Below are 16,784 nucleotides of genomic sequence, written 5' to 3' on the forward strand. Positions count from 1 at the left end.
GTTATTCTTCAGATTTCATTCCAGCGTCTTCATGGCTTTCTGGGTATTGGGCGTCAGATTCAGGTGCTTCAGATTCTTCCGAAGGATCCTTCTCATCTTTATCGTCAGTGTTTAACGGACTTTTCACTTCTGGTTTGACCACACCTTCAGCTACTGTATTGCCATAATTGTGTTCTGTTTCACCTTTGTCAACCGTTTCTTCTTCACCAGTCAAATCTGGTTCTTCTTCTTCATCTGTCCATTGGCTCTCTTCGTTACTTTGACTTTCTTGTTCTTCATCAGATGCCTGGTTGTTTTTAGTAACAGATGCATTTTCTTCACTACGCGTATTTTCAGCTTGACTGGGATCGATAGATTCAACCATGTTCTCTTCGTCTGTTTCTGATGTATTCACGTTACTCGGTTTTTCTTTATCCTCATTATCTGACTCGTTGCTTTGGATAGCTTCTTCTTCCTCAGTATTTACTTCATCAATCGGTTTATTATTTTTATCCATATTAATCATCCTTTCATCTTCTTCCACAACTTCATTGTTTACTTGAGACAATTCATTATTAGCGGGAGCATCAGTATTAGCTAGTAGAATAATCTCCCCGTCTTTCAATGCATCCATAAAATCTTCAGATCTTTCTTGCGGGACACCATACTGTTCTAAAGTCTGAGAATCCTCTTTTGTATTATACGAGCCAAAAGAAAAGGTGTCTTTTATCCTATCCCATACACTTTCTCCGACATCAATTTCATTAATTTCAACTTGCTTTAAAGTATGAAGCTTTTCTTCATAGTCGTGGTCATTATCAATGACTACCATTAATTCCTCTGGAGAATAGCCTTCGTCATTAATTAATCTATTGACTTCATTAATAACATCTGATTCATCTCTAAAAGTACCTAATATGTGGCGATCCATTCCTTCACTCCTTTAAACTGTCACATTTTGTTCACTTCTATACTCAATATGGTATCACTCTCTTACGACGATGTAAAAAGAAACGACCTTGATCCTTGAGTATGGTGTTTGTTCTTTCTTAATATGAATAAAAAGAAATTTATTCATCACTTTCGTTTAATCATTTTTATATTATTAATGGTATTGTACTCAGAACAAGTCAGAATGTTCTTTAATAAAGGATACAAATAAAAATAAAACATTTGTTTTTTATGCATATTATGTTCTTTTTCTTAAAACTTATGTTATTATTTAAGATATAAGGTACTTTCAAATACATAATTTAAGGAAGGAATCTGCCCTATGAGTAAAAAAGATGATAAAGAGGCCTTAAAAGAAGCACGGATAAGCAGACTCAAAGAATTAACCGCTCAATCGACGAATTATCGTTATCTCATTCAAGATCAATTAAGTGAAGCCATTACTGAGGGAGATAAAGACAAGTTAAATGAAACACTAGCATTGCTTGACATGGACAAGTTGTTTGATTATCTGGATGAAGAGGGTAATGGCGATTCATTAAGTCGATTTAAGAATCATTTAATGACAGTCAACACGTATGCTCGTATTTCTGCCAAAAACGGGGGCGTCCTTCCTTTATACCTGCATTTAATATTCGAGCGCTTTTCTATGATTATCAAAGACTCAGAGTCAATGGATTATTTGATTGATCACGTTTACTTTGATTTATTTAAAGAATATTGTGATGCCGTCGTCCATTTTTCAACGACGAGTTACTCTTCTGTGATGAAAGAAATTGTCAGCTACATTACTGAAAACCTAACCAGTGAGCTGACCTTAACCAATATTGCTTCTATTTATGGTATGCATCCTGTTCACTTGGCTCGAAAATTCAAGCAGGAAACAGGTACAACTTTTATTGGTTACGTCAATCAGCAGCGTGTCTATTTAGCTAAATACTATTTCCATTTAGGAGAATATCAATTAAGTGAAGTTGCTAATTTAGCTGGCTTTAACAGCCATTCCTATTTTACTAAAGTATTTAAGAAGTTTACTGGTAAAACTCCTACAAAGTACCTAAAAGAATTACCAGAAAATGAAAAAGTGTAACGAAGACAAAAAGAGCCTATTCAATAGGCTCTTTTATTTATATCCAGTTAACTAGTTCTGCAGCGGCATGCTCACTTGATAAAGTCACTTCTGGCTTTCCTTTTTCCTTAAATGTCATACTTAATGAAGATTTAATGGATTCTTTTATTGGAAAATCCATTTCTGAATCCATAGGGGCAATTAGTTCCTTTTCATTCAGGAGATTGACTCGAACTTCCAGCTTTTTATTTATTCCTTTTACTTTTACAACATATCCTTTTTTATCCTCATCTACTTCGACCTTAAATCGAGACCCTAAATACGTCGAAAAGCGGTGTTCTTTTACTCCATCGTGAAATACGGCTATCAGTCCTGTTAAGTGAAGAGGTTTCTTATCAATAGTCGCAATAGCTAAAGATAAAGAGGCCTGAGTGTTTTCAGGAAAGTCATTGGTTTGAAGCCACAAGTAGTTACTTGGGAAAGTGCTCCCTCTATCTTTTTCCATGTAACCTATCCCTGACTCGACCTTAATCTCCTCTCCATTTAAATGGATTTTTCCTTCTACTGTGTGCCTCATACTCACTATATCATGCGCGCAAGGCATAGTAAGATATTCTAAAGGCCCCATGATACTAGGCATATATACTGTCTGTCTTAAAGGCAGAAGCGGACCAAAGGAAAAATCCATTACTATGTGATTCTCTTCGTCAGACAAACTTGCTTTTACTCCTGCTTCACTTAAAACAAATTTAGGCATAATAATAGAATATGGATCCGGTATCACTTCAAAATCATCTCTGTCAAACCGCACCATTCCACTATAGGCTTTATCTTTATAATGAATATTGTATTGAACAAAAGACTGGCTCTCTGAGAAATGAGAAACACCTGGAATTAAGGCAAGGGATAAATCATTTTTTGTATCGGTACACTTAACATACCAGCCTTCAAAGTAATTGCTTCTCTTTCCTTCTCCTTGAAATATAAATCGATTACTCATTTATTTCCTCTCTTTCCATTATATGTTTGATTAGTTTATACGGAGGATACCCAATATCGACTACTTCTATGTCTCCTGTGTAAGCTTTGGATTGCGTTTTAGCGAATCCGTTTTTCATAAAGCCGATGGTATATGTCTTAGTCGCCTTTACAGCATTTTTCAGGGGTCTCCCTTCATCAGCTGACAAGCCACTCGGAATATCTACTGATATAACAGGAGATTGGCTTTGGTTCATGAAAGTGATCAGCTTATCCAACTGAGAATCAATGTCTCTATTAAGTCCAATCCCAACCAGCGCATCTACAACAACTGTCCCATCATCCAGTTCACTTGGCAAGGTCGACACTATTGGGATAGATAATTTCCGAGCAATACTGACTTGTAACTTCATTTGATCTGAAGCTTTTTCAAGGTTCCCTGCTAAATACAAGGTGACATCTAACCCCTTTAAAAATAAAATACGTCCTATCGCTACCCCATCGCCTCCATTATTTCCCATACCACACACACATACTATCTTTTTGTTATCATAATTTCTAATAATGGAGTTTGCTATTTCTAAAGACGCTCGCTCCATCAAGACAGACGAAGGTATTCCGATTTCTTCAATGGTGTAGTGATCAATAGCTTTCATCTGAACAGCAGATACATAAGAGTTCATTTGAATCCCCTTTCACAAGCGTATAGTCTATTTTACCATAATTTGCCTTCTAGTTATAAAGCTTCACATCCCCTTTATATAAATGATACAGTAACAAAAAATCAGCGATAATCGGACTTCATTCACTAGAATCTGTCCGATTATCGCTGATTACTATTTTTTAGCCGTTCATAATCTCTTCTAAAAGAGACGGATTAAATGTTCTGTCTTTAAGCATCGCTATTTCATGCTTGTAAGGTGCTTTCTTATTCTTTTTATCTTCTCCAACAAATGGCGTTTCTAAAATCTTCGGCAAGTGAGCTAATTGAGGATGATGAACCACATGATTCAAAGCTTCAAAACCAATATACCCAAAACCAATATTCGCATGTCTGTCTTTACCTGAACCCTGAGGGTTTTTGGAATCATTCACATGGATAACTTTTAATTTATCCAGACCGATAATGTCATCGAATGATTTTAAGACTCCATCGAAATCATCTCTGACTTGGTAGCCGGCATCATGAATGTGACAAGTGTCTAATGTGACAGACACCTTATCTTTTAATTCCACTTTTTCAATGATTTGAGCCAACTCTTCAAAGCTGCGCCCAATTTCAGTCCCCTTACCGGCCATCGTTTCCAGCGCGATTTGCAAAGTCTGGTCTTCATGAAGGATTTCGTTTAATCCTTGGGCAATTTGATCAATAGCCGCATCCGGACCAGCTCCAACGTGCGCACCCGGATGCATAGTCATTTGAGTTGCCCCTAGGGCTTCAGCTCGTCTAATTTCTTCTTTCATAAATTCAACAGCGAAAGCAAAGTTTTCTGTTTTTATCGTATTTCCTAAATTGATAATATAAGGAGCATGGACAACTATATCGGAAACATTGATATCATGTTCATTCATAAAAGCCTGTCCAGCTTCGATATTTAACTCTTCAATGGCTTTTCGCCTAGTGTTTTGAGGGGCTCCAGTATAAATCATGAAAGTAGACGCATTATAGGACTTCGCTTCTTCTGCTGCCCCTAGTAACATATCTTTTCCTTTCATTGACACATGTGAACCTAATAAAACCATTCTAATCCTCCGTTTTGTCATTCTTTTGTAATTCTAAATGCAACTCATCCAATTGGGCTTGCGAGACGCTGGAAGGCGCGTTTGTAAGAGGATCAACTGCCTTCCCATTTTTAGGGAATGCAATAACTTCTCTAATGTTGTCTTCCTTAGCCAATATCATAACTAAGCGGTCTAAACCAAATGCAATACCACCATGTGGAGGGAAACCATAATCAAGAGCGTCTAATAAGAATCCAAATTGTTCATGAGCTTGCTCTTTAGTAAAGCCTAAAGCAGCCAACATCTCTTCTTGTAATTCTCTCTGATGGATACGCATGGATCCTCCGCCAATTTCGTACCCGTTTAATACAATGTCATAGGCATTAGCCATGGCTTTTTCAGGTTCAGTAGATAGGAGAGGAATGTCTTCCTCCACCGGCATAGTGAATGGATGATGAGCCGCATTATAGCGTCCTTCCTCTTCATCGTATTCAAGAAGTGGCCATTCAACAATCCAGACAAAGGATAGTTCGTCCTCATCGTAAAGTTCTAATTCTTTTGCAAGGTGATTTCTTAAAGCTCCAAGCGCATCATATACAACTTTAGCTTGGTCTGCTACAAAGACTAACAAGTCTCCTGCTTCTGCATCCATTGCTTCAAGCAGGTTCGTTTGCAACGGCTCTTCTTTAAAGAATTTAGAGATAGGGCCGGTTAATCCTTCTTCGGTTACTTTCATCCAAGCCAGACCTTTGGCTCCGTATACTTTAGCTATTGCTTCTAATCCATCAATGTTTTTTCGTGTGAAAGAATCAGCTGCTCCTTTAACTGTTAGACCTTTTACCATTCCCCCGTTTTCTACTGTAGAAGAAAACACCTTAAAGTCAGTTTGTTTAGCTATCTCATTCATATCTTTTAATTCCATTTCAAAACGTAGGTCCGGTTTGTCACTTCCAAATCGCTCCATCGCTTCATGATAAGTGAGTCTAGGGAAAGGTGTCGGAATATTGACGCCTTTAACTGTTTGAGCAATAGAGACTAACATCTCTTCCATAAGATCTTGGATTTCTTCTTTGCTAGTAAAGCTTGTTTCAATATCCAACTGTGTAAATTCAGGTTGTCTGTCTCCTCTTAAATCTTCATCACGGAAACAACGGACAATCTGATAATAACGGTCATAACCTGAACTCATGAGTAACTGCTTAAAGAGCTGCGGAGATTGCGGCAAAGCAAAGAATTTCCCCTGGTTTGTTCGAGCGGGAACAAGATAGTCACGCGCCCCTTCAGGAGTAGACTTCGTTAGATAAGGTGTTTCAATATCTAAAAAGCCATGGTCATCTAAAAAGTCTCTCATGACTTTCTTGACTTGGTGACGCATCTTCATATTCTTTTGCATTTTAGGACGTCTTAAATCTAAATAGCGATGCTTCAAACGCAAATCATCCGAAATTTCTTTCTTATCGTCAATATCAAAAACAGGTGTCTTCGATTTATTCAATATTTTTACAGTTTGAGCGATGATTTCAATATCACCGGTAGGCAGGTCACTATTAGTCTGACCTTCTTGTCTAGGGATGACTTTTCCTTCAATCGCAATGACAAATTCAGAACGAATCGTTTCAGCTATACTTAAAGCTTCTTCACTTTCGTTTTCATTGAAAACAACCTGTACGATGCCTTCTCTGTCTCTTAAATCAATAAAAATCATGCCACCGAGGTCACGTCTCTTCTGAACCCACCCCATCACTGTAACAGTTGAATAAACGTGTTCTTTTCTTACGTTTCCACAATAAAGTGTTCGTTTCATATTACTCTTCCTTTTTAGTTAATGTAGTTTGTACTGAATTAAATACAGTCGAAAAATCATCATATAACTCGTCTAAATTGATTTGCTTCTGTAAACCTGTTTCTAAATGTTTCACTTGAACTTTTCTCTCGGCCAATTCTTCTTCCCCTAAGGTAAAGACAAAAGGAGCATTCAATTTGTCTGCAGTTTTAAACTGTTTTCCTGGCTTTCTGTTCATAAATTCTCTTTCTGTAGACAAACCATTTTTTCTTAAATGATAGGCCAGACGAGTCGCTTCTTCATTCACTTGATCTCCAATCGTTACTATATAAGCATCGAGTGTTTGAACATTAGGATAATCGTACTGAGACTGCTCGAGCATGAGAAGGAGACGTTCTAGTCCAAAACCGAAACCAAAGGCAGGTGTATCCGGCCCTCCTACTTCTTTTACTAGGCTGTCATACCTTCCGCCAGCACAAACAGTCGCATTCGCGCCAAATTTAGGATGGGTAGAAATAATTTCAAAAATAGTATCATTATAGTAATCTAAGCCTCTTACCATGTTTGTATCTATTTCATACGGAATACCTAATGCATTCAGCATCGATTGAACTTTCTCAAAATGTATGCGTGATTTTTCATCAAGGTATTCGAGTATAGAAGGCGCGTCTTTTACAATCTCTTTATCCTTCTTATCTTTACTGTCCAGCACACGTAAAGGATTTTTATATAAGCGAGTTTGAGAATCGGCACTTAACTCATCAAAATGAGGCTCCAAGAAGGAAATAAGAGCTTCTCTGTACTCTTTTCTGGATTCCGTACTGCCGAGTGAGTTAATCACTAATTTTAAATCCGTTAAATCAAAGTGCTTAAACAGATCCATAGCCAAAAGCATGGTTTCGACATCCACTGACGGATTATCACTCCCGAATACTTCGACTCCTAGCTGATTAAATTGACGCTGTCTTCCACTTTGGGGTCTCTCGTAACGAAACATGGGACCAAAATAGTATAACTTCATTGGTTTATGGTATTCAGGTCCATAAAGTTTATTTTCAACGTAGGCTCTTACAATCCCAGCTGTTCCTTCTGGACGTAAGGCAACGTGACGATTACCCTTATCCTTGAAGTCATACATCTCCTTGGACACAATATCACTTGTTTCCCCTACTCCTCTAGCAAATAGATCAAATTTTTCAAACAAAGGTGTTCTTATTTCTTTGAACTGATAACTCTTCAGTATACGACGTGCACTTTCTTCGATATGCTGCCATTTGGATGCTTCCTCTGGCAAAATATCAACTGTTCCTTTTAGTTTTTGATAATTCATGTGCTGCCCTCCATTTTATATTGAGTATGTAATAAGTCTATAAAATAAAAAAAGCCCTTTTCCATTCGTATATGAATAGAAAAAGGACGTGTTCGGTTTAAACACGCGGTGCCACCTTAATTCAGAAAGTTAGACTTTCTCTTAATAGATATAACGCTCACACGTGGTAATTTTCCTTACCAAAACAGTCAAGGTGTCATTCAATAAATCATTTATAAACCTTTTTCAGCCAGGAAGGTTCTCTCTTTAATAAATAGCTTTATTTACTATTCCTTGTCATTCTCTACTGATGTTCTTTTTATTCTATGATTAAGAGTACTAGAAAGTCGAAGGAAAGTCAACACGCACCCATTTTTTTATATCTATGTGCATGAACTGAGAAAAGAATGTATAATTCATGCATAGGCGTGCGAATAGTATTGCTAAAAACTTATGTCAACTGGTATACTATTAATCATAGAAGATAGGAGGGGTTATATTGAAAGACAGCATTTTACATAAAAAAAATAGCCGTCAGTTATTTATAGTATTTGTTATAAGTACACTGATTATCCTATTCACTTCTATTGTTGCCTTAGCTAATGAAAATAAAGTAACCGTCTTAACAGATACGTTAAATGTCCGCTATGGTCCAGGACTGTCTCACGAAATCATTACACAAGTGCATGAAGACGATGAGCTAGTCGTTCTTGGAGAAGATAATGAGTGGTATAAAGTCCGATTGCAATCAAACACGATTGGCTGGGTGGCCAGCTGGTTAGTCGAAAATGAAGAAGTCACAATCGATAACACCATCATGGGACAGATTACGGGATCAGAAGTTAACGTGAGACAATTTTCTGCCACTGATTCAGACATTTTAGGAACGGTTTATAGAAATGAAGAATATCAGATTTTATACCGTGAAAACGATTGGGTACAAATTCTTTATCAAAATAGAGTGGCTTGGATACACTCTGATTACATTACTGTTTTACCTGAGAGAAGTGAACAGGCAGTCGTAGCTGCTGAACCTGAGAATGATACTAAAATACGAGTGGGAATCAACCCCACTAATATACGTAGCCATCCATCGACCGACTCTTCTATTCTCACTACGATAAGAGAAGTCACCGACTTCACTATTACTAACGAAGTGGACGACTGGTATGAAATTGAATTAAGTGAAGGCCAGGTTGGTTATGTGGTTAGTTGGGTAACGGAGAGAGTGTCGAGTGAGAATACCGAAGCCATCCCTCAAGTGGAAGTAAGTAGCCCGAACCATTATGCTGTGAATTTATCTGAAGCCACTATTGTCATCGACGCCGGACATGGCGGGCATGATCCGGGTGCCGTAGCGTCCAATGGAGTGGTCGAAAAAGAAATTGCCTTAAATACGGCAGTGAAATTAGCAGAGCGCTTGAGAAGCGCCGGAACAAATGTCATATTAACACGGAATGATGATACCTTTATCACCCTTAACGACCGAGTCTATGCTGCTCATCAAGTGAATGCGGATGCTTTTATAAGTCTGCATTATGATGCGCTAGATAGTCCGAACACTATGAGTGGAACAACGACTTATTATTATTCTCAAAATGAAAAAGATTTAGCCGATACCATTAATCACTATTTACATCAAATGGGGCCTCTTCCCAATAATGGGGTAAGACAGGGTAATTACTTTGTATTAAGACAAAATGCTCAACCTTCTATTTTACTGGAGCTAGGTTATTTAGATAATGATTACGATATCACGCTTGTTCATACACCTCAGTATCAACAGACTGTGGCCGATGCCATCTATCAAGCTCTTGCTGCTTATTTTTCACCTTAATCAACAAAAAAGGCTCACATGAGAATGTTTCATCTCTGTGAGCCTTCTTTTTATTTGTTTTTAGAATCCAGAGCAATCGTTACCGGTCCGTCATTCGTCAAAGTCACATTCATGTGAGCGCCAAAGACACCCGTTTCGACATTAATTCCTTCTGATCTTACTTTCTCATTAAACTGTTCATATAATTCATTGGCAAAATCAGGTTTAGCCGCATCTACAAAACTTGGCCTATTCCCTTTTTTAGTATTGGCATGTAAGGTGAATTGCGAAATAGAGAGCAAATCTCCTCCTACATCTTTTAAAGAAAGATTCATTTTTTGATCAGCATCTTCAAAAATTCTCATATTCGTAATTTTTCTAACGAGATAGTCACAGTCTTCTTCAGTATCTGCATCCTCTACCCCAATTAATACGAGAAACCCTTTTTTAATTTCTCCAGTGATATCATTATCTACTTCAACTTTTGCTTCTGATACACGTTGAATAATAGCTCTCAACTTTATTCTCCTTGCTTTTTCATATTATTGAGTAATTCGTTTAACAGAGTACACATCCGGTATTGTTTTTACTTTGTCAACAATCTGTTCCAATTCTTTTAAGTTGGATATGCTAATAGTGACTCGAATAACCGCTAACCCTGTTTTATCGACTCTCCCATTAACATTACTGAGTTTATTTGTCTGAGAATTAATCACTTGTAAGATTTCATTTAAGAAACCGGATCGGTCATATCCTTCGACCTGTAATTCTGCATTGTATTCTTTGTCGGAGTCTGTCGATTCCCACTCAACTTCAATTAAACGATTGGCTTCTTCATCTGTTTGTTGGATGTTTGGACAGTCTATCCGATGAATAGACACCCCTCTGCCCCTTGTAATATATCCCATAATTTCATCTCCGGGAACGGGATTACAGCACTTACTTAATCGAATAAGCAGGTTATCTGCTCCTTGAATAACAACGCCACCTTCATGACGTATTTTCATCTTTTCAGGCTCTTTTTTGTTCTTTAACTCAATGGTATTGGAAGACTCATCTAAAACAATCTGTTCTTTTTCTCGCTCTCGTCTTTCTTTTTCGGTTAAGCGATTGGCAACAGTCGTACTTTTTACCTCTCCGTAACCTATAGCGGCAAATAAGTCATCTTCTGTATTAAAGTTAAAGCGTTCAGCGACTTTAAGAATTTTTTCTTTTTTTATAAATTCTTTTGGATTAAATTCCATCTCAATGAGAGATTTTTCTAAAATGTCTTTTCCACGTTCTATATTTTTCTCACGTTCTTGTGTTTTAAAGAACCGTTTGATTTTATTTCTTGCTTTAGACGTACTGACATAATTAAGCCAGTCTCGACTAGGTCCATAAGAGTTAGGAGAGGTTAACATCTCCACAATATCTCCAGTTTTGAGCTTATAGTTTAATGGAACAATTTTCCCATTAACCTTTGCTCCCATTGACTTGCTTCCCACTTCTGTATGAACATGAAAGGCAAAGTCAAGCGTGCTGGATCCTGAAGGGAGTTCCATAACATCTCCCTTAGGACTAAAGACATACACTTTATCTTTGAAGATATCTTCTTTAATGGAATCCATGAAATCACTGGCATTTCTAGATTCACTCTGTAATTCCAATATGTCTCTAAACCAAGAAATATGCTCAGACAGTTGGTCATTATCTACTCGTTGAGTGATTCCTTCTTTGTATGCCCAGTGAGCAGCTACCCCGTATTCAGCTACTTCATGCATTTGGACCGTTCTTATCTGCACTTCAAGCGGTGTAGCATTCGGTCCTAATACAGTTGTGTGTAAAGACTGATACATATTAGATTTTGGCATAGCAATATAATCTTTAAACCGTCCAGGCATCGGTTTCCATCTCGTGTGAATTGCTCCTAAAACGGCATAGCAATCTTTGATTGATTCCACAATGATACGAATAGCCAGCAAATCATAAATCTCGTTGAATTGCTTTTTCTGACTTTTCATTTTTTTATAAATAGAATAAATATGCTTGGGGCGTCCGGTGATTTGAGCTTCTACACCCAATTCTTTGACTGATTCTTCTATAGCTTTTTTGGCATCTTCTATATAGCGTTCTCTGTCTTCTCTTCGGGAGTTCATTAAATGGACGATGCGGTAATACTGTTGAGGATTGAGATAGCGCAGAGACGTATCTTCTAATTCCCATTTCATTTTATTAATCCCTAATCGATCAGCAAGTGGAGCATATATATCTAGGGTTTCTTTAGCAATCGATCGTTGTTTTTCAGGTTTATGATGCTTGAGTGTGCGCATATTGTGCAGGCGGTCTGCTAGTTTGACAAGGATTACTCGCACATCCTGAGCCATCGCTAATAGCATTTTACGGTGATTTTCCGCTTGGTGTTCTTGCTTTGACTTAAATTTTATTTTACCTAATTTGGTTACGCCATCCACTAAATCAGCGACTTCTGGTGAAAATATCTCAGCTAAGTCCGCATAGGTATAATCTGTATCTTCGACAACATCATGTAAAAATCCTGTAGCAACGGTAACGGGATCCATTTTAAGCTCGGCTAATATACCGGCTACTTGAATAGGATGCATAATATAAGGTTCGCCTGATTTTCTCATCTGACTTTTATGGGCATCATTGGCAAAGTCGTAGGCCTTTTTTACAAAAGCTACGTGTTCGCTGCTCATATAAGATAAGCAGAGTGCAATGACTTCTTTTGAAGTATAATCTGTTTTTTGTGCCAATTAACTCACCTTCATTCTTTTAAATCGGAATAGTTGCTATTTTCATAGAGTAAATGATAAGAAAACCAGCACCTATAAAAGTGCTGGTTACTTCGTATATTTATTATAAAGCTTTTAAGGCGATACTTCAAGAGTTCTCCTATAGTCTAGTAAGACTCTGTGGCTTCATTTCCTTCTACTAAAGCTACTCCGTTAGACGTGCCTATACGTGTTGCTCCTGCTTCAATCATGGCTTTGGCATCTTCTATCGTTCGCACGCCACCTGAAGCTTTCACGCCCATTTTTGGTCCAACTGTACGGCGCATCAACTTCACGTCTTCAATAGTCGCTCCACCAGTTGAGAACCCAGTTGACGTCTTAACGAAGTCAGCCCCTGCTCGCTTAGCGGCTTCACACGCTCGTGCTTTTTCGTTATCACTTAAAAGACTGGTTTCGATGATGACTTTAACAAGCGCCTCACCTTTAACAGCATCGACAACGGCTTTAATATCTTGGTAAACTAAAGAATAGTCTTCACTCTTAACCGCACCAATATTGATAACCATATCTACTTCATCTGCACCGTCCGCTACCGCTTGTTTCGCCTCATAGGCTTTCACTTTTGATGCGTTTGCTCCTAGCGGAAATCCAATAACCGTACAGATAGCCACGTCTGTTTGACTGAGTATATCAGAAGCATATTTAACCCATGATGGGTTAATACACACGGCTTTAAAATGATGTTCTCTAGCCTCTATACAAATTTGTTGTATCTGCAAGTCTGTTGCTTCTGGTTTTAATAATGTATGGTCAATGTACTTTTCTATCGATTCCATTCTTATCCCTCGTTTTCTTTATTTTGTTTTCTAGCAATAATGGCAACCCAGTCGTTCATCTGATTCACTTGAACAATGTCAAACTGGTGCTTTTTTAGTTCCTCTATCACTTGATCTTTCTTATCTGAAATAATTCCAGATGTGATAAATAACCCATCCTCTTCTAAATGCGCATATGCATCAGGTATAAATGGAAGAATGATTTCAGCTAAGATGTTGGCTACGATAATATCTGCTTTAGATTTTATGCCTTCAAGTAAGTTATTGGCTTCAACTGTTATAGCGTCTTCTAATCCATTTAAACGGATATTATCTCGCGCAGATGTTACAGCGACATTATCCAAATCATAGGCATTAATTTTTCCTGCTCCGTATAAAGCACTGGCAATAGATAAAACACCTGAACCTGTTCCGACGTCAAAAACCGTTGCCTCTTTCCTGATACTTATTTCTAAGGCCTGAATACACAACTGAGTAGTCGGATGCGTCCCGGTCCCAAAGGCTAACCCAGGATCCAGGTAAAGGATACGCTCGTCAGAGTCTTTTTTTTCATAAGTTTCCCACTGAGGTACAATGGTCAAGAAACGTGTCACTGAAACGGGATGGTAATATTTTTTCCAGGCATTTGACCATTCTTCTTCTTTCACATCCAGGACATCCAAATGAAAATGAGTCAAGTCGATTCCATACTCTGGTAGTTTGTTGATACGCTTGCGCAGTTCGTTTTCGATATAAGTCAAATCGTCATGCTGTGTAAAATAACCCTTTATAATGGCCCCTTCTTTGGGAAATTTATTCTCATCCAGTTCCCACAAGGTATCAAATCCATATTCCGGTAAATGTAAAAAATCATTTCGATCGACTATGGACACGCCTGACGATCCAAGATCTGAAAAAATAGCCGATACGGCTTCTTGAGCATCATTATTTATCGTGACGCTAAACTCTTTCCACTCCGTCATTGTCATCACCCTTCGTTAATTTTTCAATGAGTGATTCTTCATCATCCAACATCATTGTCAATTTTTCTTCATTATAGCGATTCGTATCTTTCATCGTTTTAATGAAGCTCTCTAAATTTCTTTCATTCCATTTCAGTTCAAATTCACCAGCATAGTCGTCTAATAAAAATTCTCTAAGATCAACCATTCCTTGTTTGGTTGCTAAATTTAACTGTCTTAAGAATGCATCCACGTATCCTTTTTCTAACCCAGTATGTTCATCTAAAGCAATAGCAGCCAAATAGTTTTGTGGTTTGACATGCGAGTAAGCTGGATCATAAAAGCAAACCACATCTTCAAACTGAACATATCCTGGATCATTATTTTGACCGAGTGAGTCTTGAACTTGAATCTCTTCTTCGGTGTCTACACGAAAAGTAACATAGAGTTCAATTAAGTTTTTCTTAGTGTCCTTGACTAGTTTCCAATTGAAATTGGGTAATACTTCTTTTAACTCTGCATCAATATAATCTGTCAAACTTTCTGCCATCTGAATGACCCCCTTGTTTAATTAAAAGCAGTCGCCCATCCGTTATCCACACTTACTTTTCCTTTTTTTCTGGATACATAGGGATTGCCCTTCACAGTATATCTTAACAAAGCATCGGTCCATTTGCCTTTATTAGGTATTCCAATGCGTTTGGATGTCTCAACCACTTTTGGAAACTTCCTTTTTGTTGGATCAATAAATAATGGAGGCGTCAAGCTATCTGTTTCATAATCATCTCTTGTAATACCCAAGGCCTTTGTTAACTTCCCCGGCCCATTAGTTAATTCAAATCCTGTTCTGCCTCTCCGTTTCTCCATGAGGTCTTTTCCTTCAAAAGGTTCGATAGCACGAATAAGAACAGCTTGAGGATCACCCTTTTCTCGAGTGACGATGTTTAACATATAATGAGTATGCATCTGATAGATATAAATGATGCCTGCTTCATCGTACATGACCTGCATACGGGGAGTATGTTTGCCATCATAACTATGACTAGCCTGGTCTTCTATTCCGACATAAGCCTCGGTTTCCACAATCCAGCCCGAAGTGATTTTTCCGTTAACTTCTTTAACAAGCAAGCAGCCTAACAATTCTTTTGCAACGTCTTCAGTTGATTTATTGGGATCTTTAAAAAATATAGTCGAAATGTGAACTTCACTCCATTTACTCTTCTTCTGTTTCTTCATCTAAAGGGACATAGTCGATTTGTATTTCCAATACTCTTCTATTTCTGACTAAGGTGACCGTTACTTTCATATTATGAAAAACAAACTCGTCCCCTTCTTCAGCAAACTTTCCTAATTCTTCAATGACAAAGCCACTTACTGTATTAGATATATAATTATCGGCTTCATCTATACCAAACATCTCGAAGATTTTTTCCAGATTTGCTGTCCCTTTTACTTTATATTGGGTCCCAGGAACAATCTCTTCTACTTTCTCTTCGATTTCATCGTATTCATCCCAAATCTCTCCAACTAATTCTTCTAGTACATCTTCCATCGTCGCAATTCCGATGGTTCCACCATGTTCATCTGTCACAATAGCCATATGGATTTTTTTCACTTGCATGGTTTGAAGTAATTTAGAAAGATTCATAACAGGAGGTACAAATATGACTTCCTTGATTACGGTTAAAAAAGATAAGTTTCTACCGGTTTCTTTTTTCGCTCTTAAGTAACGGTTAAAATCCTTTTCGTGAAGCACTCCTACTACATCATCGATTGTATCATCATATACAACCAATCTAGAGTAATTATGAGTTAAAAACAATTTCTCTATTTCTTCATCAGTCGCTTCAATATCACAGCCCACAACATCCACTCTAGGCATCAAAATAGAAGAGACTTCTAAATCGTCAAAATCGAGTGCAGACTTTACTAGACGATGTTCATGTCCCTCAATACTTCCTCCGCTTTCAGCTTCGTCTACAATGGATTGAAGCTCATCTTCACTGATCACCTCTTCTCCTTCTAATTGAAATAGCCTATCTGTCATAACTTTCCATTTTTGAAGAACCCATAAGAAGGGTGTGAAAATAAACATCAAAAATCTAATAACTGGAGCGACTCCCTTTGCCACTGTCTCACTTTTTTCTTTAGCAATATTTTTAGGAGTAATTTCTCCAAAAATTAAGATTAATATGGTCGTGACTATTGTCGCTAAAGTAGGCCCGTAAACAGGAAACCATTTTATGAATAAAAGTGTGGCGATAGATGAAGAAGCAATATTCACTATATTATTACCTATCAAAATAGTGGATAAAACAGAGTCAAATTTATCTGTCAGCTCAAGAGCAGTTTTAGATTGTTTATCACCTTTTTCAACTTCATTTTTTAGTCTGATACGATTAACCGATGTAAAGGCTGTTTCTGAAGAAGAAAAGAAGGCTGAAAAAAGAACGAGAATGAGAAAAGTAATTATATTTCCTATATCAGTACTATCCATTTTTTTTAATATCCCTGCTTTCTTAATTATTCTTTTTAATTATAGCACATATTCACATATTTTCAGGTTTTTGTCATTAATTAATAATAATTAATAGTCTGATTATGGTGTCAAAACCCCATAATTTTAAGCACTTAATCAACTTGAAATGCTCAAAAGTATACAGTT

15 protein-coding genes and 1 other annotated feature are annotated in these 16,784 nt (G+C 37.5%); of the genes, 2 read left to right on the forward strand and 13 right to left on the reverse strand.

Features of this window, described 5'->3' with window-relative positions:
- Position 1: 1 nt before the first annotated feature.
- Positions 2-910: a prolipoprotein diacylglyceryl transferase gene (locus ABDZ53_RS01375; RefSeq protein WP_343753215.1), complete on the reverse strand. Its 909-nt coding sequence runs from the start codon at positions 908-910 to the stop codon at positions 2-4.
- Positions 911-1,252: 342 nt separating this feature from the next.
- On the opposite strand from ABDZ53_RS01375, the gene ABDZ53_RS01380 reads away from it, so the two are divergent.
- The gene (locus ABDZ53_RS01380; protein ID WP_343753217.1) at positions 1,253-2,020 is read left to right on the forward strand and encodes a helix-turn-helix domain-containing protein; all 768 of its coding nucleotides are present in this window, start codon (positions 1,253-1,255) and stop codon (positions 2,018-2,020) included.
- Positions 2,021-2,057: 37 nt separating this feature from the next.
- Here ABDZ53_RS01380 and ABDZ53_RS01385 read toward each other — a convergent pair whose 3' ends face one another.
- The 5 genes from ABDZ53_RS01385 to hisS form a co-directional block, all read right to left on the reverse strand.
- Complete coding sequence (locus ABDZ53_RS01385) at positions 2,058-2,999, reverse strand: tocopherol cyclase family protein (RefSeq protein WP_343753219.1); 942 nt, start codon at positions 2,997-2,999, stop codon at positions 2,058-2,060.
- Entirely contained in the window at positions 2,992-3,660 is a 669-nt protein-coding gene (locus tag ABDZ53_RS01390; RefSeq protein ID WP_343753221.1) for an NAD(P)H-hydrate epimerase, read from the reverse strand. The genes ABDZ53_RS01385 and ABDZ53_RS01390 overlap by 8 nt, the downstream gene beginning before the upstream one ends.
- Before the next feature lie 160 nt (positions 3,661-3,820).
- Positions 3,821-4,720: a deoxyribonuclease IV gene (locus tag ABDZ53_RS01395; protein WP_343753223.1), complete on the reverse strand. Its 900-nt coding sequence runs from the start codon at positions 4,718-4,720 to the stop codon at positions 3,821-3,823.
- Between the two features lies 1 nt (position 4,721).
- Entirely contained in the window at positions 4,722-6,503 is a 1,782-nt protein-coding gene (gene aspS, locus ABDZ53_RS01400; RefSeq protein WP_343753225.1) for an aspartate--tRNA ligase, read from the reverse strand.
- 1 nt (position 6,504) lies between these two features.
- Positions 6,505-7,812 (reverse strand): histidine--tRNA ligase, encoded by a 1,308-nt coding sequence (gene hisS / locus ABDZ53_RS01405; protein ID WP_343753227.1) that lies wholly within the window; start codon positions 7,810-7,812, stop codon positions 6,505-6,507.
- Between the two features lie 79 nt (positions 7,813-7,891).
- Positions 7,892-8,101, reverse strand: a binding site (T-box leader).
- Between the two features lie 189 nt (positions 8,102-8,290).
- Here hisS and ABDZ53_RS01410 point away from each other — a divergent pair.
- Positions 8,291-9,628, forward strand: coding sequence for an N-acetylmuramoyl-L-alanine amidase family protein (locus ABDZ53_RS01410; RefSeq protein ID WP_343753229.1), 1,338 nt, complete (start codon positions 8,291-8,293; stop codon positions 9,626-9,628).
- A 50-nt stretch (positions 9,629-9,678) separates the two neighbouring features.
- On the opposite strand, the gene dtd is transcribed toward ABDZ53_RS01410, so the two are convergent.
- From dtd to ABDZ53_RS01445, 7 genes are all read right to left on the reverse strand, one after another.
- Positions 9,679-10,125 carry a D-aminoacyl-tRNA deacylase gene (gene dtd, locus ABDZ53_RS01415; RefSeq protein WP_343753231.1) on the reverse strand — a complete coding sequence of 149 codons (447 nt, stop codon included), beginning with the start codon at positions 10,123-10,125 and terminating at the stop codon, positions 9,679-9,681.
- Between the two features lie 24 nt (positions 10,126-10,149).
- Positions 10,150-12,363, reverse strand: a complete 2,214-nt coding sequence (locus ABDZ53_RS01420) for a RelA/SpoT family protein (protein WP_425541664.1) — start codon at positions 12,361-12,363, stop codon at positions 10,150-10,152.
- A 146-nt stretch (positions 12,364-12,509) separates the two neighbouring features.
- Positions 12,510-13,178 (reverse strand): deoxyribose-phosphate aldolase, encoded by a 669-nt coding sequence (deoC, locus tag ABDZ53_RS01425; RefSeq protein ID WP_343753234.1) that lies wholly within the window; start codon positions 13,176-13,178, stop codon positions 12,510-12,512.
- A gap of 2 nt (positions 13,179-13,180) precedes the next feature.
- Positions 13,181-14,140 carry a 50S ribosomal protein L11 methyltransferase gene (gene prmA, locus ABDZ53_RS01430; protein ID WP_343753236.1) on the reverse strand — a complete coding sequence of 320 codons (960 nt, stop codon included), beginning with the start codon at positions 14,138-14,140 and terminating at the stop codon, positions 13,181-13,183.
- Positions 14,118-14,669 carry a DUF3013 family protein gene (locus ABDZ53_RS01435; RefSeq protein ID WP_343753238.1) on the reverse strand — a complete coding sequence of 184 codons (552 nt, stop codon included), beginning with the start codon at positions 14,667-14,669 and terminating at the stop codon, positions 14,118-14,120. Before ABDZ53_RS01435 ends, prmA begins: the two co-directional genes overlap by 23 nt.
- A gap of 17 nt (positions 14,670-14,686) precedes the next feature.
- Complete coding sequence (locus ABDZ53_RS01440; protein WP_343753240.1) at positions 14,687-15,355, reverse strand: DNA-3-methyladenine glycosylase; 669 nt, start codon at positions 15,353-15,355, stop codon at positions 14,687-14,689.
- Complete coding sequence (locus tag ABDZ53_RS01445) at positions 15,333-16,616, reverse strand: HlyC/CorC family transporter (protein WP_343753242.1); 1,284 nt, start codon at positions 16,614-16,616, stop codon at positions 15,333-15,335. The genes ABDZ53_RS01440 and ABDZ53_RS01445 overlap by 23 nt, the downstream gene beginning before the upstream one ends.
- Positions 16,617-16,784: the final 168 nt, after the last annotated feature.

Source organism: Alkalibacterium iburiense, from assembly GCF_039521845.1.
Classification (GTDB): Bacteria; Bacillota; Bacilli; order Lactobacillales; family Carnobacteriaceae_A; genus Alkalibacterium; species Alkalibacterium iburiense.